General features: G+C 62.0%; 17 protein-coding genes. 8 read left to right on the top strand and 9 right to left on the bottom strand.

Features of this window, described 5'->3' with window-relative positions:
- The first annotated feature begins 108 nt into the window (after nucleotides 1-108).
- On the top strand, nucleotides 109-366 hold the full coding sequence (locus V3H56_RS07395; RefSeq protein WP_042732339.1) for a BrnA antitoxin family protein: 258 nt from the start codon (nucleotides 109-111) through the stop codon (nucleotides 364-366).
- A gap of 186 nt (nucleotides 367-552) precedes the next feature.
- On the opposite strand, the gene V3H56_RS07400 is transcribed toward V3H56_RS07395, so the two are convergent.
- Nucleotides 553-1,284 carry a thioredoxin family protein gene (locus V3H56_RS07400; RefSeq protein WP_123578540.1) on the bottom strand — a complete coding sequence of 244 codons (732 nt, stop codon included), beginning with the start codon at nucleotides 1,282-1,284 and terminating at the stop codon, nucleotides 553-555.
- 216 nt (nucleotides 1,285-1,500) lie between these two features.
- Here V3H56_RS07400 and V3H56_RS07405 point away from each other — a divergent pair, with 216 nt between their 5' ends.
- The gene (locus V3H56_RS07405; RefSeq protein ID WP_042732336.1) at nucleotides 1,501-1,893 is read left to right on the top strand and encodes a transcriptional regulator; all 393 of its coding nucleotides are present in this window, start codon (nucleotides 1,501-1,503) and stop codon (nucleotides 1,891-1,893) included.
- Between the two features lie 127 nt (nucleotides 1,894-2,020).
- Here V3H56_RS07405 and V3H56_RS07410 read toward each other — a convergent pair whose 3' ends face one another.
- From V3H56_RS07410 to V3H56_RS07420, 3 genes are all read right to left on the bottom strand, one after another.
- Nucleotides 2,021-2,887, bottom strand: a complete 867-nt coding sequence (locus V3H56_RS07410) for a DUF6279 family lipoprotein (protein WP_338474407.1) — start codon at nucleotides 2,885-2,887, stop codon at nucleotides 2,021-2,023.
- Between the two features lie 238 nt (nucleotides 2,888-3,125).
- Entirely contained in the window at nucleotides 3,126-3,836 is a 711-nt protein-coding gene (locus V3H56_RS07415) for a TorF family putative porin (protein ID WP_338474408.1), read from the bottom strand.
- 198 nt (nucleotides 3,837-4,034) lie between these two features.
- Entirely contained in the window at nucleotides 4,035-4,223 is a 189-nt protein-coding gene (locus tag V3H56_RS07420) for a hypothetical protein (RefSeq protein ID WP_018607615.1), read from the bottom strand.
- Between the two features lie 338 nt (nucleotides 4,224-4,561).
- On the opposite strand from V3H56_RS07420, the gene V3H56_RS07425 reads away from it, so the two are divergent.
- Together V3H56_RS07425 and V3H56_RS07430 are read left to right on the top strand one after the other, a co-directional pair.
- Nucleotides 4,562-5,398 (top strand): S1-like domain-containing RNA-binding protein, encoded by an 837-nt coding sequence (locus V3H56_RS07425; protein WP_042732534.1) that lies wholly within the window; start codon nucleotides 4,562-4,564, stop codon nucleotides 5,396-5,398.
- Nucleotides 5,399-5,834: 436 nt separating this feature from the next.
- A complete protein-coding gene (locus tag V3H56_RS07430) occupies nucleotides 5,835-7,289 on the top strand; it encodes an NCS1 family nucleobase:cation symporter-1 (RefSeq protein ID WP_047737713.1) in 1,455 nt (484 codons plus the stop codon).
- On the opposite strand, the gene V3H56_RS07435 is transcribed toward V3H56_RS07430, so the two are convergent.
- A complete protein-coding gene (locus V3H56_RS07435; protein WP_338474409.1) occupies nucleotides 7,290-8,462 on the bottom strand; it encodes a YbfB/YjiJ family MFS transporter in 1,173 nt (390 codons plus the stop codon).
- 102 nt (nucleotides 8,463-8,564) lie between these two features.
- On the opposite strand from V3H56_RS07435, the gene V3H56_RS07440 reads away from it, so the two are divergent.
- Both V3H56_RS07440 and V3H56_RS07445 read left to right on the top strand, forming a co-directional pair.
- Nucleotides 8,565-9,458: a LysR family transcriptional regulator gene (locus tag V3H56_RS07440; RefSeq protein ID WP_047737706.1), complete on the top strand. Its 894-nt coding sequence runs from the start codon at nucleotides 8,565-8,567 to the stop codon at nucleotides 9,456-9,458.
- A gap of 139 nt (nucleotides 9,459-9,597) precedes the next feature.
- The gene (locus tag V3H56_RS07445; RefSeq protein ID WP_003198971.1) at nucleotides 9,598-9,726 is read left to right on the top strand and encodes a PA1414 family protein; all 129 of its coding nucleotides are present in this window, start codon (nucleotides 9,598-9,600) and stop codon (nucleotides 9,724-9,726) included.
- Between the two features lie 121 nt (nucleotides 9,727-9,847).
- Here V3H56_RS07445 and V3H56_RS07450 read toward each other — a convergent pair whose 3' ends face one another.
- The 4 genes from V3H56_RS07450 to speB all read right to left on the bottom strand — a co-directional run bounded on the left by V3H56_RS07450 (nucleotide 9,848) and on the right by speB (nucleotide 14,386).
- Entirely contained in the window at nucleotides 9,848-11,236 is a 1,389-nt protein-coding gene (locus V3H56_RS07450) for a sodium:solute symporter (RefSeq protein WP_338474410.1), read from the bottom strand.
- Between the two features lie 197 nt (nucleotides 11,237-11,433).
- Nucleotides 11,434-12,948 (bottom strand): cytosine permease, encoded by a 1,515-nt coding sequence (locus V3H56_RS07455; RefSeq protein ID WP_338474775.1) that lies wholly within the window; start codon nucleotides 12,946-12,948, stop codon nucleotides 11,434-11,436.
- Nucleotides 12,949-12,999: 51 nt separating this feature from the next.
- A complete protein-coding gene (locus V3H56_RS07460) occupies nucleotides 13,000-13,425 on the bottom strand; it encodes a nuclear transport factor 2 family protein (protein ID WP_042732846.1) in 426 nt (141 codons plus the stop codon).
- A 10-nt stretch (nucleotides 13,426-13,435) separates the two neighbouring features.
- Nucleotides 13,436-14,386 carry an agmatinase gene (gene speB / locus V3H56_RS07465; RefSeq protein ID WP_042732847.1) on the bottom strand — a complete coding sequence of 317 codons (951 nt, stop codon included), beginning with the start codon at nucleotides 14,384-14,386 and terminating at the stop codon, nucleotides 13,436-13,438.
- A 328-nt stretch (nucleotides 14,387-14,714) separates the two neighbouring features.
- Here speB and V3H56_RS07470 point away from each other — a divergent pair, with 328 nt between their 5' ends.
- Nucleotides 14,715-15,608 carry a LysR family transcriptional regulator gene (locus V3H56_RS07470; RefSeq protein WP_047737698.1) on the top strand — a complete coding sequence of 298 codons (894 nt, stop codon included), beginning with the start codon at nucleotides 14,715-14,717 and terminating at the stop codon, nucleotides 15,606-15,608.
- A gap of 9 nt (nucleotides 15,609-15,617) precedes the next feature.
- On the top strand, nucleotides 15,618-16,214 hold the full coding sequence (locus tag V3H56_RS07475; protein ID WP_338474411.1) for a DTW domain-containing protein: 597 nt from the start codon (nucleotides 15,618-15,620) through the stop codon (nucleotides 16,212-16,214).
- The last annotated feature ends 67 nt before the right edge of the window (nucleotides 16,215-16,281 follow it).

A 16,281-nucleotide genomic window follows, 5' to 3' on the forward strand; every position in this document is an offset into this window, starting at 1 on the left:
ATTGGCTTGATCAAATCGATGATTGGCATGGTCGTGTACATCGAGCTGCGGGGCGATGTGATCTGCATCATCTCTTTCCGAAAAGCCATAAGCAGGAGGCCATACGGTATGGCGAAAACATCGAAGACTGACTGGGAGCGCCTGGCCAAGTTGAATGACCCGAACATCGATACCAGCGATATTCCTGAGCTGGGTGAGGATTTCTTCCGCCGCGCGGAGCTGCGTGTTCCAACAAAACAAGCGGTGACCATTCGCCTCGACTCCGATGTGCTGGAGTGGTTCAAGGGGCAGGGCGCTGGTTACCAGACGCGCATCAATCAACTTCTGCGTCAGTACATGCAAGCGCAGCAAAACCACCGGCAATAAAGGATCCAGCAATGAAACGGGCGAATCAGGTCGTCCGTTTTCATTATTGTTCTTCCTGCGGCCGCAATCGTTTCCAATCACATTCAAGTGGTGTTGATTCAGGCACCGCAGGCGCCTGCTACGCAGCCGAGCGGGAGCAAGCTCCCTCGCCACAGGGATCGCGCTCGACTTGTGCGGGTTGGCGCATCAGTCGTGGCAGCAGCTGTGTGGCTTGGCCTCGTCGTACTTATCGTGATGCCGTACCCAGTCCATGATTTCGTCCTCATTACGACCCTTCGGCGTGAGGTCGAGGTAGTGGTAGGTCCCGACCAGCATGTCCAAACCTCGGGCATAGGTGGAGTAGGTGTGAAAGATCTCGCCGGCTTGGTTGCGATAGAAGACGCTCAGGCCTGGGAGTTCGCCTTCGGCGGTGTCGGTTTTTTCGTAGTTGTAGGTGGCCGTTCCGGCAGCGGTGTCTTCGGCTTTGAAACTGACGCCGAAGTCGTCGTTGAAGTCGCAACCGTTTGAGGAGACCCAGTCGAAGGCCCAGCCCATGCGCCGCTTGAACGGCTGGAATTCGGCAAAGGATGCGCGGGAGACGGCGACCACCGCCACGTCGTGATGGGCGAGGTGTTGGTTGGCGCCGTCGATGTGGTCGGACAGGAAGGAGCAGCCGTGGCAACCTTCTTTCCAGCCGGGGCCGAACATGAAGTGGTAGACGACCAGTTGGCTACGGCCGTCGAACAGGTCGGCCAGGCTGAGTTCGCCGTGGGGGCCCTGGAAGCGATAGGGTTTGTCGATCTTGACCCAGGGCAGGGCGCGTCGTTCGGCGCTGAGTCTGTCCCGTTCGCGGGTGAAGGCTTTTTCGTGGGCCAGGTGTTCGCGGCGCGCAGCGAGCCATTCTTCCCGCGAGACGACCGGATGATTCTCGACGTTCATGATGATTTCTCCTGTAGGCAGGGTCGTTCAGCAAGTGCTTGTGTCAGTGGTCGTTTGGCCGTGTGTGAATTCGACAGACCGTTGGTCGGCAGATGAAATGGCCCGTCGGGAAGCCCGGCTGAACGGCGGCGCAGCGTCTCGGTCACACCCTTAGTGTCTTGTATTTGCGAAACAGGACGCTGGGAAGGCATCTCACTCTTTGGAGGATGGACCAGGATGACGACTTATAACTGGGACTTGATCGAACGGTTGCTGCACGAAGTGCAGAACGGCGCCGGCCACAGCTTTACCCCTCGGCCTTATGCGGAGCAGCACGCGGCGGCCAAGGCGGCGCAGGGCGAGGAGATCGAGAATCTCGATCATCTGAAAGCGGTTGCCGGGGAGTATGAAAAGCTGCTGCTGGAGCGTGGCTTCATTGAGCCGCGGCCGGAGGAAGAAGGCGGTAATGGTGAAAACTTCGTGCTCACGCCCCGCGGTTCGCGCTTGCTGAGCCTGATCGACAGCAGCATTCCGGGCAATGATCACCCACGCCAGGTGCTGGATGAGCAGGACGATGCGCTGGATGAGTTCACGTTCGATGACTTGGCTTCGAAGGCGCAGATTGCCTGATGGGTGTGCGCCTTGTTTGCGAGAGCGGGCTTGCCCGCGAATGCGCCGTGTCAGCCAACATGATCGTTAGCTGGTAGATCGCATTCGCGGGCAAGCCCGCTTCCCACATTGGATTTTTTTTGTGGTTTCAAGAGCGTGCCGATTTCAGGCATTTCAAGTCGCTGAAGTCCTTCTTCACCCCGTCGATTTTCTTCAGCAAACGCTCGCGCTGGGGCGGGGTGCTTTCGGCCAGCAGGTCGATCAGCAGGCTGCGGGCCTGGGCTTCGGTCTTGCTGAAGGCTTCGCGATAGGCCGGTGTCCAGAGGCTTTCGCGGTTGACCAGCAGTTGCTCGATGCGCTGCGGGAAATCGGGGCTGTGGCGTTGGGCCACGGCTTGGCTGAACTGGTTCTGCCAGTGGGCGCGGTTGGCGATCCATTGTTGGTTCTGGTCGCCGAGGGCAGTGGACCATGCCATCACGCGTTGGCGCTGAGCCTCGTTGATTGGGCCGAGCCAGTCGTTCAGGCGTTTTTCCATGCGTTTGCTGCGCGCCTGGATTTGCTCATGCAATGACGGCTTGAGGTATTCCTCCTGGCGCTTGCGCTGGTCCTTGACGAAGGCGGCGTCCATGTCCGCCACTTGTTCGTCGCTAAGCCCCTGAAGCAACTGGATGGCCGACGGGGTGATTTCCCGGGCGGTTTCGGCGATGGCGGCCTTGGCTTCCTGGGTGCGCTGTTGCAGGGCGGTATCGGTCACCTGGTTGGTTTGCACCATGGTCTTGAGGCGGTCCAGCCAGTCGAGGTAGCCCGGTAGCTGCGTGGTGCAGTGCCAGCTCAGGTGTTGCTTGAGGCGTTCGTTGAACCAGTCTTTTTGCTCGCCGTTGATTTCCAGGTAGTCATTGAGGGTCCACGGGATGATCAGGTCGAGGTTGCGGTAGGCCAGGCCTACCCGGCTGCAGGCGGTGAGCGTCAATAGCACGGCGATGAACAGGGCGGTGCGTGTTAACCAGCGCGACATGAGCGAGTCCTTGCGAGGGCGTAGGTGCTTTGTTGGAGCATTGCAGACGCGCGGCAGTTCAGCCGATTAAAAGCGTAACGCCTAGGCTGTGTACGAAATAGTTTGAAACGCAGGTTAGGCAAGGCAAAAACCGGCTTGGAACGACCGGGGTCGCGCTCGACTTGACTGGTTGTCAATGAGCATTCCGAGCCGGTTTTTAACGCCGCATAACCAAGTTTCAAGCTATTTCGTACATAGCCTAGTAAAAAGGGTGGGCCATCTTGAGGGTCAGCAGGCTGTCGCACTGGCTGTTGTGCCCGGAATAGGCCGAGCAGCTGCTGCCGCTGAGGCTCGAGTCGCTGTAGATCAGGTCCAGGTCGAGCCCTTTCCAGGGGCGGGAAATTTTCAGCGACCAGTCACTGAAACTGCTGACATAACCGTTGTCCACCGACACGGGCGTGTTGAGCTGGTGGGTGGTGTACTTGGCGCTGATGCCGATGCCGAAGGGCACGTTGCCGCCAAGGTCGGCAAACAGCGTGCTGTTCAGCTTATCCGGATCGTTGCTCAAGGCGGCACCGAAGCGGCTGCCGAGTACGGTCAGGCCGCCGAAGAATTCCTGGCTGTCGAGGGTATCGGCGGTGGGATAGCTGTAATGGATCAGGCCGACTTCATAGCCCAGCGTCTGGTCGAAGGGGTGTTTAAAGCCCATGTAGGAATCGACTTCAAGGTCCGACGTCAGACCGGCGCTCGGGGACCATTGGCCGGCGTACCAGCCGCTGTCGTGGCTCAGGTCCAGGCCGCCATGGAACGAGCCGGTGCTCGATTGGGTCACCAGGCCCTGGGCCATGCTGCGGGTCGGCGTGGTGCCAAGCTTGAGGTCGAAGTCGCCGAGCTCGCGCTGGAAGACCTGCCCGTAGGCCAGGGAGCACGTCATCAGGCTGGTCGTCAGCACAGCAACGGGATAGCGCATGCTTCACTCCGGAATTAGCGAGGAGCAGGAACGGGAACTAAGCTGAAACGCTTGAGCTAGAGAGGTGCAAGGATACCGACGAATGCTCGGCAGCGATGGCCGTTCGTCGATTCGTGCGAAAAGCAGAGGGTGAAGAGGGGATTTTCCAGTCCAAGCGCTTCGAAGCTCAAAGCGCTTTGGGACCAGAGGAGGTGCTGGTTACTTTTTGCCCAGGCTGATCTGCTTGGACGGGCCGAACGTCTGGCCGCTGACACCTTTGGCAATTTGCTGGATCTCGCCGCCGGACTTGAGGAACGCCGCGATCTGGTCGTTGATCGACTCGCTGGTTTCAACGGCTGGAGCTGGCTTTGCTTTGCTGTTGGATGCTTTTACGCGCATGACGGCCATTAACCTGTAGATAATTAATTGGGCCAGGCATCGTACAGGAAATACTTGACAATAGCTTGGTAAATATCCCTCGCAAGGCGTGCTGCGCAAGCGCAAATGACACCCGGATAATCCAGCCATTGTTGCCCTAACCCTCTGTTTTAAATAACAACGGTGCGAAAAATATAACGCCGCCGGCGGGCGTTTGGCTCCGTCGCTGGCCTGACGAATGGCCGCCGTTTGCGCGAAAGGCCAGGAAAATCAACGGTTGCGCGGGCCTTCCCGGCAAAGCGTGTGACGGCCACGAATCGCGCCGCAAAACCGGGTAGAATGCCGCCCACGCAATGAGGGTATTGGAAATGGCTTTAATCGGGCGCTACAACAGTCTGCAAGTGGTTAAACACACTAACTTCGGTTTATATCTGGACGGCGGGCCGGACGGCGAAATTCTGCTGCCCAACCGTTATATCCCCAAGGATATTCCCAGCGAAGATGAAGACTGGCTCAATGTTTTTATTTATTTGGACAGCGACGACAAACTGATCGCGACCACGGAAAAGCCCAAAGTCCAGGTCGGTGAGTTCGCCAGCCTGAAAGTGGTTGAAGTCAACAGCATTGGCGTGTTCCTCGACTGGGGCCTGCCCAAGGACTTGCTGCTGCCGTACTCCGAGGAAAAGCGCCAGTTGAGCGCTGGCGATTACTGCGTGGTGCACGTCTACCTGGACAAGCACACCCGCCGCATTACCGCCACCGCTCGCCTGGACCGTTACCTGGACAAGACACCGGCCAACTACACGCCGGGCCAGGAAGTGGATTTGCTGGTGGCCGAGGCCACCGACATGGGGTTCAAGGCGATCATCAACAACAAGCACTGGGGCTTGATCCACAAGAACGAAATCTTCAAGTTCATGCGTGCCGGCAAGCAGGAAAAAGGCTTCATCAAGGAAGTCCGTCCGGACGGCAAGATCAGCTTGAGCCTGCAGCCGGTGGGCCAGGAAGCCGCCACCAGCCTGAACGCCAAGATCCTCGCCAAGTTGCGCGAGAACAACGGCACCCTGGCGGTCAGCGACAAGAGCGATCCGGCGCTGATCAGCAGCCTGTTTGGCGTGAGCAAGGGCAACTTCAAGAAAGCCATTGGCGCGCTGTACAAGAATGGGCAGATTGTCATTCATGCTGATCGCATTGAATTGAGCTGAGCACCCATCACGCTTGCGGCCCTGTGGCACAAAGCATGTGCCTCTGGGCAGCAATCCGTATCTCCGGTGGCGAGGGAGCTTGCTCCCGCTGGGTCGCGAAGCGGCCCCTCGACCATGCCCCTCGGTGTGTCAGTTTTGATTGAGCACACGTGTTTTAGGCCTGCTTCGCAGCCCCGCGGGAGCAAGCTCCCTCACCACGAGATCTTCGCTGTATACAAAAAACTGCACCTTTAGCATGCACTCACGCCCTGTTCGTGGGCGTAGGCACCTGTCTGCGCGGTTGGATTCTTCGCTGTACACCGCGTTTTGTCGCACATCCACTTCCTGTGGCACGCATTCTGCGTAGCGTTTCGTATACAAACCATGCCGGCTCCCGTGCGCAGTATGGTGAGCAGGTTGATGCGGGGGCACGGCGGTACTCAAAAGGAGCCCCGCAATGTCCAAGCAATTGCCCAACGGCTACAGCCCCCGCCTCTACAACGAGGACCTGGGCCCGCTGCCGCAGAAATGGAATTGGTACAACATCTTCGCGTTCTGGATGAGCGATGTGCACAGCGTGGGCGGTTATGTCTTTGCCGCCAGCCTGTTCGCGTTGGGCCTGGCCAGTTGGCAGGTGTTGATTGCCTTGCTGGGCGGGATTTGCATCGTGCAGTTGATCGCCAACCTGGTCGCCAGGCCGAGCCAGCAGGCGGCGGTGCCGTACCCGGTGATCTGTCGGCTGGCGTTCGGGGTCTTCGGGGCGAATATTCCGGCGGTCATCCGCGGTTTGATTGCCGTGGCCTGGTATGGCATCCAGACCTACCTGGCTTCCAGCGCGTTGATCATCGTGGTGCTGCGGTTCTTTCCTTCGATGCAGGCCTACGCCGAGCCGCAGTTTGCCGGCCTGTCCTACCTGGGCTGGTTCGGCTTCCTCGGCCTTTGGTGCGTCCAGGCGTTGGTGTTCTGGACCGGGATGGACTCGATCCGCCGGTTCATCGACTGGGCCGGGCCAGTGGTCTATGCGGTGATGTTCCTGTTGGCCGGCTGGATCGTGTGGAAGGCCGGTTGGAGCAACATCAGCTTCACGCTGGCGGAAAAGTCCTTGTCGGGCTGGCAGGCGGTCGGCCAGGTGATCGTGGCGACGGCGCTGGTGGTGTCGTACTTTTCCGGTCCGACCCTCAATTTTGGCGATTTCAGCCGTTATTGCCGGAGCATGTCTGACGTGCGCCGAGGCAATTTCTGGGGGCTGCCGGTGAATTTCCTGGCGTTCTCCCTGGTCACGGTAGTGATTGTTTCCGGGACCCTGCCCGTGTTCGGCGAAATGCTCCACGACCCGATCGCCACCGTGGCGCGCATCGACAACGATGTGGCTGTGCTGCTGGGGGCCTTTGCCTTCGTCACCGCGACCATCGGCATCAACATCGTCGCCAACTTCGTGTCTCCCGCGTTTGACTTCGCCAACGTCGCGCCGAGCAAGATCAGTTGGCGCGCCGGCGGCATGATTGCCGCCGTGGCCTCGATTTTCATCACGCCGTGGAACCTGTTCAACAACCCGGAGGTGATCCATTACACCCTGGACGTGCTGGCGGCGTTCATTGGCCCGTTGTTCGGGATCCTGCTGGCGGACTACTACCTGATCAAGAAACAGCACATCGATGTGGATGCGCTGTTCAATGACGGGCCAAGCGGGCGTTATTACTACAGCGGCGGCATTAACTGGACGGCGGTCAAGGCCATGATCGCGGCGACGCTAGTGGGGGTGGCGATTACCTTTACGCCGGTGCTGCAACCGATGGCCAACTTTGCCTGGTTCACCGGTTGCCTGCTTGGGGGCGCGCTGTACTTCGCCCTGGCCCGGCGCGAGTCGATCTTGCAGCGCGGTCCCTCGCTCAACCCGGCCGGCCAGGCCTGATCAACGCAGGATGGTGCGAGGGCAGGGGCTCGCCGCAGCCTGGCTGGCGGGCCGCAGCAACAGCCCGCCGGCCAGCACCAGGCCGCTGCCGGCGATGATCAGTGCCGGTTGCAACCCACCGCTGAAATGGCTGCTCAGTGCCGCGAGCAGTGGGCCGCTGAGCTGGCCCACGGCAAAGCAGGCGGTCAGCAACCCGGCGTTGCGCTGGGTGGCGTGGGGAGCCAGTTCCCGCGAGCGCAGCATCACCAGTTGCATACAGGCCAGGAACGGCGCGCCGCAGAGTAGGACCCCCAGTGCCAGCCCCAAGCCGCTGCCCAGCAGGCAGGCGAACACCCCGGCGGCCTGCAGCCAGAGCGTGCCGATCAACCAGCGACCGGTGGTGTTCGGGTCCGGGCGACGCCGGCTGACCAGCAGCACGCCCAGCGCGGCGGCCAGGCCAAAGCTGGGCCAGAACAGGTCAGCCTGCCATTGCCCGTGGAATTGGGCCGAGGCCATTTGCGACAGAAACGTGGCCGGGATGATGTAGCCCACGCCGTAGAGGGCGTACACCACACCAAGGCGGGCAATGCCACGGCTGGGTGAATGGCGGGGCGGCGCTGCGACGGCGGCGGTTGCGGCGGGCTGCGGCAGGATCGGCAGGATTCCGAGCAGCATCGCCAACGCCACGCCGGCGTAGACCAGCCACAGGGTGGCGGAGGCCTGGCCCAGCAGGTTCGAGCCCAGGGCGAGCAAGCCGGTCAGCGCAATCCCCAGGCCTGGGCCGGCAAACACCAGGGCACCGAGGCGAGGGCGTCCGGCCGCCGCGGCCAAGGGCTGGCTCAAGGCCGTGATCATCACCAGCACCCAGGCACTCGCCACGCCCGTGCCGAAACGCAGCGCCAGGTGCGGCCAGAAGCCCCAGGCCCAGAACGACGCCAGCGTCAGCAGCACGCACAGCCACAGGCCGCCGAGCAACCGGCGCCTCACCTGTTCCGCACGACGGACGAACATCGCATCCAGCGCGCCGAGGAAGTAACCCAGGTAGTTGGCGGCGGCAATCAGACCGGCGGCGGTCAAGTCGACCTGGCCCTCGCCGATGAGATGAGGTAACTGGGGCGTCAGGGCAAAGCGACCAATGCCCATGGCCATCATCAAGGCGATGAAGCTGCCGAGCAGGCGAGTGAGAGGTGACATGTCGTTCTCCAGCGTCGAGGCGAATGACCGTCAGGCTAGAACCGATTGACTTTCATTAAAAATGAATAATAGTGAGTAACTTGTTCTTTTTTGGAGAATGTCGTGGAGTTCAGCCAATTGCGGATTTTCCAGGCCGTGGCCGAGGAAGGATCCATCACCCGGGCTGCCGAACGCTTGCACCGGGTGCCGTCGAACCTCTCGACCCGGCTCAAGCAGCTGGAAGAACAGCTGGGTGTGGATCTTTTCTTGCGCGAGCGTCAGCGCTTGCAGTTGTCACCGGCGGGAAAAGTCCTGCTGGACTATGCGAGCAAGCTTTTTGCCCTGCACGACGAAGCCCACGCGGCGGTGCAGGGCGGGCAACCGGCCGGGGATTTTGTGTTGGGCACGATGTACAGCACCGCGGCGATTCACTTGCCGGACCTTCTGGCCGCTTATCACCGTACTTACCCGGCGGTGAACCTGCAGGTGCAGTCCGGGCCCAGCGGCGAACTGCTCGAAGGCTTGCTCACCGGGCGCCTTGATGCCGCGCTGGTGGATGGCCCGCTGGAGCTGGCGGGGCTGGACGGCGTGCCGCTGTGCGACGAGCGGCTGGTGGTGATCACCGAAGCCGATCACCCGCCGGTGCGCAGTGCGCTGGATGTCCAGGGGCGCTCGGTGTTCACGTTTCGCCGGGGCTGTTCGTACCGCATGCGCCTGGAAGCCTGGTTTGCCCATGACCACGCGACCATGGGCCGGGCGATGGAGATCGAGTCTTACCAGGGGATGCTGGCGTGTGTGATCGCTGGCTCCGGGGTGGCGTTGTTGTCCGAGTCGATGCTGGCCAGCATGCCGGGCCGCGAGCGGGTGACGGTGCACCCCTTGGCCGAGCCGTTTGCCAGCGCCACGACCTGGCTGATGTGGCGTAAGGGCATGGTGGGCGCCAACCTGAATGCCTGGATTGAATTGCAACAACAGGCCTGGCCGCGCGTGCCTGCGGTGACGGCTCGATCGGCTTGAACTCCGGGCGTGGGATTTGGATCAATTCAGTAACAGATCATTGCAAACTGAGACGAGCATTGCGTAACACATCGGACTATTATCAGAGCGAAGGGGCCATAGCATTCTGCCGCTCGTATTACCCTGAGGGGGCACCACGATGAAAGAGAAAATCCAGAACTGGCTTCACGACCTGGGTGTTGCGCTTGGCTTGATCGAACCGCCGATGCAGCCGGTCCCGATCCGTACCGATGACGAGCAACGCCGCCGCCAGCCGCGCCGCCGCTGATTAGTTGTCAGGTCGGTTTTTGTGGGAGCGAGCCTGCTCGCGAATGCGTTGTATCAGCGTAAGTGGTGGCTGATACGTCGCCATCGCGAGCAGGCTCGCTCCCACAGTCGTTTACCGATTATCAGACCATCTTCGCCACCGCATTCGCTCGTGGCGACAACAGGCTTACCACCACAAAACTCACCAGCGCCACGCTCAGGCTGTAGTAGATCGGCGTGTTGGCGTCCAGGCCGTCCTTGACCATGAAGAACAACGCCGTCAGGAAGCCCAGCGACATGCTGCTGATCGCGCCGGCGGTGGTGGCGCGTTTCCAGTAGATGGCGCCAATCAACGGGATCAACATGCCGCCCACCAACAGGTTATAGGCCAGGGTCAGGGCGCTGATGACGTCACTGACCACCAGGGCGATAACCAACACCAATGCCCCCATCAGCAGGGTGGCGATGCGGTTCTCGTGGACATCGCCGCTGCCGCCTTCACGGCCCTGGCGCAAACGTGGCAACAGGTCCTGCACCACCGTGGTGGACGCCGCGAGCAGGCCGGCTGCGGCGGTGGACATCAAGGCCGCCAGGGCAGCGGCGACCACCAGCCCGCGAATCCCGTTGGGCAGGCTGGTCTGGACCACGCTGGCAAAGGCGTTGTTGACGTTGGCAAGGTCCGGCAGCAACACCTTGGCGGCCATGCCGATCAATGCCCCGGCCAGGCCATAGAGCACGCAATACAGGCCGGCGGCGGTGCCGGCCACTTTCGCCACGCCTTCGCTGCGAGCGGTGAACACCCGCTGCCAGATGTCCTGGCCGATGAAAATCCCGAAGAAATAGATCAGGAAGTAGGTAAGGATGGTGTCCCAGCCAATGGCGGTGAAATCGAAGTAACTGGCCGGCAGTTTCGCCACCATCGCATCCCAACCGCCGGCGTCGACGATGGACATCGGCATCAGCAGGAACACCAGGCCGATGGTCATGATCAGAAACTGCACGATGTCGGTGAGGGTCAGCGACCACATGCCGCCGATGGTGGAGTACAGCACCACCACGCCACCGCCCACCAGGATCGAGACCCAGAAGGGCAGGCCGAACAGCACTTGCATCACCGTGCCGATGGCGATGGTCGAGGTGGCGCCGATCATCAACGCATACACCAGCATGATCAGCGCACTGGCGTGACGCGCGGCCGGGTTGTAGCGGCGCTCCAGCACCTGGGTCACGGTGTAGATCTTGAGTTTGAGCAGCGGCTTGGCCAGAAACAGGCTCAGGCCGACGATGCCCAGGCCGATGGCGCCGCACAGCCAGAAGCCGGAAATCCCATGGACATAGCCCAGGCGCACGGTGCCGATGGTGGACGCGCCGCCCAGGACCGTCGCGGCCATGGTTCCCAGGTAGAAGCCCGGGCCGAGGTTGCGTCCGGCGACCAGATAGTCCTCGCGGGTCTTGGCGCGACGCATGCCATACCAGCCCAGGGCGATCATGCCCGTGGCGTAGAGAAGAACGACGATTAAGTCCAAAGCCATGGTGGCGAGTCTCCGATTGTCTTTTTTGTGTGAGGCGAGGCGAGGCTGCTATCCATGACATCCCAGCCTCTATGCGAACGCGCTTTTGTGGCGAGGGAGCTTGCTCCCGCTCGACTGCGCAGCAGTCGTCATCAAGGGGCCGCTGCGCGACCCTGCGGGAGCAAGCTCCCTCGCCACAGGGATTTCGTTGTCTCGGATCAGGCGGTTTGCCTGAGGGCTGATGGATCGATGGGCACCGAAGCGTCTTTGCTACGCGGATCCTGCGGCCCATACACCGCCGCCGGCTCGGCGAACAGCCCAAGCAACACCAGGTACACCACCGACGCCAGGCCCAGGGTCACCGGCAGGCTGATGTCGATGCCACCGGCCAGTTCACCCAACGGGCCGACGAACTGCCCCGGCAGGTTGACGAAGCACAGTCCGACCAATGCGCTGGGGATCCACGCCCCCAGGCCGCGCCAGTTCCAGCCATGGTTGAACCAGTAGCGTCCGCCGGTTTCGCCTCGGGTGAACACTTGCAGGTCGTCCGGGCAGTAGAAACCGCGTCGCACCAGCAGGCCGATGATCATGATCACCATCCACGGGGTGGTGCAGGTGATGATCAGCACGGCGAAGGTCGACACGCTCTGCACCAGGTTCGCGGCGAAGCGCCCGATGAAGATGAAGGCAATCGACAGCAGGCCGATCAGCAACGTCGCCTTGACCCGCGACAACAGCCGTGGGAACACGCTGGACATGTCCAGCCCGGTGCCATACAGCGACGTGGTGCCGGTGGACATGCCGCCAATCACCGCGATCAGGCACACCGGCAGGAAGAACCAGCTTGGCGACACCGCCAGCAGCCCGCCCACGTAGTTGTTCGCCGCGATGTAGTCCGGGGCCTTGATCGCCACGATGGTGGCGGTGGCGAGGCCGAACAGGAACGGGATCAGGGTGGCCAGTTGTGCGGCGATCACCGCCAGCATGATGCGCCGCTTGGAGGTGTGGCGCGGGATGTAGCGCGACCAGTCACCGAGGAACGCGCCGAAGGAAATCGGGTTGCTCATGGCCACCAGCGCCGCGCCGATGAACGCCGCCCAGAAGCCCGGTTGACCAAGCCCGACAGTGCCGGCGAACTGGCTGTCGAAGCTTGGCGCGAACGCCACGATGCCCAGCAGGAACAACAGGCTGGCGGCCCACACGGCCACACGGTTGACCCACAGCATGAAGCGAAAGCCGTAGATGCACACCGTCAACACCAGCAGGGCGAACAGGCCGTAGGCCAGGCCCAGGCTCAGGTCGGTTTCCGGGACGCCGACCAGCCGCTTGGCGCCGCCGATCAACGCATCTCCGGAGCTCCACACCGACAACGAGAAGAACGCGATGGCGGTCAGCAGCGACAGGAACGAACCGACGATCCGCCCATGCACACCGAAGTGCGCACCGGAGGACACCGCGTTGTTGGTGCCGTTGAGCGGGCCGAACAGGCCCATGGGGGCGAGGATGATCGAACCCACCAACACCCCCAGGACGATCGCCCAGGCCCCGGCCTGGAACGACAGGCCGAACAGCACCGGGAAACTGCCCAGCACGGCGGTGGCGAAGGTGTTGGCGCCGCCGAAGATCAGGCGAAACAGATCGCCCGGGCCGGCGGTGCGTTCGTGGTCCGGGATCTGTTCGACCCCGTTGGTTTCGATTTGCGTAAGGCTGTTTTCATTATTGTTATGCATGATCTGCTCCGATCATCGAGGCGCGTTCATCGAAGGTGGACGTCGCCTGTTTGGCTAAGGGGGTGGCAGCCCTTCCGGCATTGCGGACAAATGTTCATGGCAGGCCAGCCAAAGGCCCTGTTGTTCTTGTGTGCGTCCTTCCTGCTTGCGGAACAGGATGGTTTCGCGCTCCTGGCTAAAGTGTCGCTCCCCTTGCAAGCGCAGCTCGGTGGCCACGTCATGGATGAAAACCGCCACGTCACCTTGCAGGCTGACGAAGGCGTTGCTCGAGGTGCACGCCAGCACCTCGAAGCCATCCTCGGACCGCCAGCGATCCCACAACGCCTGGTAGGCATCGCGTGACAGCAACGGCTGTTCGAGGGTGTGGAACACGAAACTCGCATCGGCGGTGAACGCGCCGAAGTAAGCCTCGCGGTCGTTGCGGGCGAAGGCCGCCACCAGTTCGGCGGCGGCCAGCAGGACTTGCTCGCGTTCGTTCATGGCGCGCCCCTCAGCGATGAGCCACGCCAGGCAGTACGCAGAGCATCTCGTACAGCAGGTTGGCGCCCAGCAGCGAGGTATTGCCGGTGGTGTCGTACGGCGGCGAGACTTCTACCAGATCGCAACCGACCAGGTCGAGGCCCTGGCAGCCGCGCACGATTTCGATCGCCTGGATGGTGGTCAGACCGCCGATTTCCGGGGTGCCGGTGCCTGGGGCCCAGGCCGGGTCGATGCCGTCGATGTCAAAGCTCAGGTACACCGGGCCGCCCCCGACCTTCTCCCGGACTTCAGCCATCAGCGGCGCCAGGGAATGGTGCCAGCACTCTTCGGCCTGGACCACGCGAAAGCCCTGGCGGCGGCTCCAGTTGAAGTCATCGGCGGTATAGCCCTGGGCGCGCAAGCCGATCTGCACCACGCGATCGCAATCGAGCAGGCCCTCTTCCACGGCCCGGCGGAACGTGGTGCCGTGGGCGATCTTCTCGCCGAACATGTGGTCGTTCACGTCGGCGTGGGCGTCGATGTGCACCAGGCCGACCTTGCCGTGTTTCTTGTGGATGGCCCGCAGGATCGGCAGCGTGATGGTGTGGTCGCCGCCCAGGGTCAGGGGGATGACGTCGTGTTCGAGGATGGTGTGATACGACTCTTCGATGATCCGTACCGCGTCCAGCAGGTTGAAGGTGTTGATTGCCACGTCGCCGATGTCGGCGACCGACAGCGAGTCGAAGGGCGCAGCGCCGGTGGCCATGTTGTAGGGGCGGATCATCACCGATTCGGCGCGGATCTCGCGGGGGCCGAAACGGGTGCCGGCGCGCAGGGAGGTGCCGATGTCCAGCGGCACGCCGACGAAGGCAGCGTCCAGGCCGGCGGCGGTGGGCACGTGGGGAAGGCGCATCATGGTGGCGATGCCGCCGAAGCGCGGCATTTCGTTGCCGCCCAGTGGCTGGTGAAGAATCTTGTCCACGGGTAGGGCCTCATCGTTGTTTTATTTATCAGGGGCCGATTCTGCGAAAAGCCGTGGCGCTGAAAAATCGCTGGGGGCAAATACTTAGTTCAGATTTTTCTAAACTAATGTGGGGTAGGGCGATAGACTCCGCGTCAGCACGGTCCCCCTGTTTGGATGGGTGTGGTTCTGTGGCGAGGGGATTTATCCCCGCTGGGGCGCGAAGCGGCCCTAAAACCTGAAAGCTCGGTGTGTCAGGAAAATGGTATTGGGGCTGCTTCGCAGCCCAGCGGGGATAAATCCCCTCGCCACACAGTCTTGCAGTGATACGCCGGTACGGAGAAACCCAATGGCCAACGCTCTACCCGACCTGAAACTGCTGCGTATTTTCGTCAGCGTGGTCCGGCACCAGGGGTTTGCCAACGCCCAGCACGAACTCAACCTTTCGACATCGGCCATCAGCACTTACATGAGCCAGCTCGAATCGGCCCTGGGCCTGGTGCTGTGTCATCGCGGGCGGGGTGGGTTCAGCCTGACCAGCAAGGGCGAATTGTTCCACCAGGAAACCCTGCGCCTGCTGGGTGAGCTCGAAGGGTTCGAACAGTATGCGGCGGCCCTCAAGGGGGAGCTGCGCGGCACGCTGAACCTGGGCGTGATCGACTCCACCGTCAGCGACAAGGCCTTGCCATTCGCCGAGGCCATCGGTGCCTACAGCCAGGAGCATCCGGCGGTGCACCTGCATCTGTCCGTCCTGAGCCCTTATGAACTGCAGCTCGGTGTGCAGGACAACCGCCTGGACCTGGCCATCGGCGCGTTTTCCACGCGCATGAGCGGGCTGGTCTACATGCCGTTGTACCGCGAGCAGCATTGGTTGTATTGCAGCAATCGCCACCCGTTGTTCCACGAGCGGCGCATCCCCGAACCAGTCATTACCCAGCAGCGTATGGTCGGACGCGGGTATTGGAGCCAGGCCGAACTGGCCCGCCATGGTTTCAAGCACAGCGCGGCGACGGTGGAGAGCATGGAGGCGCAGTTGATCCTGGTGTTGTCCGGTGCCTATGTCGGTTACTTGCCCGAGCATTACGCCCAGGCCTGGGTCGACAAGGGCGATTTGCGGGTGCTGCTGCCGGCCACCTTTGGCTACCAGGCGCCGTTTTCGATGATCGTGCGCCGTGGCCGCAGCCGCGAACCTTTGATCCAGACCTTCCGCGACCTGCTCAAGGCGCAGCTCAACCAGGCCTGAGGTGCCGCCATGTCCCGAATTCATTGCCCGCGTTGCCACCGGCCACAAAGCCATTGCCTGTGCCCGCTGATTCCCAGCCTCGACAGCCGTACCCGGGTGTTGCTGCTGCAGCATCCCAGCGAAGTCAATCACGCCTTGAACACCGCCCGGCTGGCGGCCCTGGGGCTGAACAATGCCGAGCTGATCGTGGGCGAAGTGTTCGAAGACTTGCCGCAATTGCTCCACCGGCCGGGGTATCAGGCACGCTTGCTGTTTCCCGGCGAGGTCGCGCAACCGTTGCAGGCCTATGCAGCGTCCGACGATCCACTGCTGCTGGTGGTGCCGGACGGTACCTGGCGCAAGGCGCGCAAGTTGCTGCATCTCAATCCATTGCTGGCGGCACTGCCAAGGGTGACGCTGGCTGAGGGCGGGGTGTCTCGCTATCGCTTGCGCAAGGCTCCGGGGCCAGGGGCACTGTCGACGGTGGAGGCAATTGTCCAGGCGTTGCAGGTGCTGGAGGCACCGACGAGTTTCGAGCCGTTGCTGAAGCCGTTCGAGGCGTTGATCGAAGGGCAGATTGCGGCCATGGGGGAGCAGACGTTTCGGCGCAATCATGCTGAAAAATAGTGCGTGTTCCTGCCGCCCCCTTCGCGGGCAAGCCCGCTCCCACACTGGATGGATGGTGCGCCCCAGA

The sequence above is a fragment of the Pseudomonas sp. MS646 genome (assembly GCF_036693845.1).
GTDB lineage: Bacteria > Pseudomonadota > Gammaproteobacteria > Pseudomonadales > Pseudomonadaceae > Aquipseudomonas > Aquipseudomonas chlororaphis_E.

Bases quoted from the DNA above. Each gene is read 5' to 3' on its own strand.
- V3H56_RS07420 (WP_018607615.1), bottom strand. From the start codon at position 4,223: ATGGCCGTCATGCGCGTAAAAGCATCCAACAGCAAAGCAAAGCCAGCT.
- V3H56_RS07410 (WP_338474407.1), bottom strand. From the start codon at position 2,887: ATGTCGCGCTGGTTAACACGCACCGCCCTGTTCATCGCCGTGCTATTG.
- V3H56_RS07470 (WP_047737698.1), top strand. From the start codon at position 14,715: ATGGCCAACGCTCTACCCGACCTGAAACTGCTGCGTATTTTCGTCAGC.
- V3H56_RS07415 (WP_338474408.1), bottom strand. From the start codon at position 3,836: ATGCGCTATCCCGTTGCTGTGCTGACGACCAGCCTGATGACGTGCTCC.
- V3H56_RS07405 (WP_042732336.1), top strand. From the start codon at position 1,501: ATGACGACTTATAACTGGGACTTGATCGAACGGTTGCTGCACGAAGTG.
- V3H56_RS07430 (WP_047737713.1), top strand. From the start codon at position 5,835: ATGTCCAAGCAATTGCCCAACGGCTACAGCCCCCGCCTCTACAACGAG.
- V3H56_RS07395 (WP_042732339.1), top strand. From the start codon at position 109: ATGGCGAAAACATCGAAGACTGACTGGGAGCGCCTGGCCAAGTTGAAT.
- V3H56_RS07435 (WP_338474409.1), bottom strand. From the start codon at position 8,462: ATGTCACCTCTCACTCGCCTGCTCGGCAGCTTCATCGCCTTGATGATG.
- V3H56_RS07450 (WP_338474410.1), bottom strand. From the start codon at position 11,236: ATGGCTTTGGACTTAATCGTCGTTCTTCTCTACGCCACGGGCATGATC.
- V3H56_RS07475 (WP_338474411.1), top strand. From the start codon at position 15,618: ATGTCCCGAATTCATTGCCCGCGTTGCCACCGGCCACAAAGCCATTGC.
- V3H56_RS07460 (WP_042732846.1), bottom strand. From the start codon at position 13,425: ATGAACGAACGCGAGCAAGTCCTGCTGGCCGCCGCCGAACTGGTGGCG.
- V3H56_RS07445 (WP_003198971.1), top strand. From the start codon at position 9,598: ATGAAAGAGAAAATCCAGAACTGGCTTCACGACCTGGGTGTTGCGCTT.
- V3H56_RS07400 (WP_123578540.1), bottom strand. From the start codon at position 1,284: ATGAACGTCGAGAATCATCCGGTCGTCTCGCGGGAAGAATGGCTCGCT.
- V3H56_RS07425 (WP_042732534.1), top strand. From the start codon at position 4,562: ATGGCTTTAATCGGGCGCTACAACAGTCTGCAAGTGGTTAAACACACT.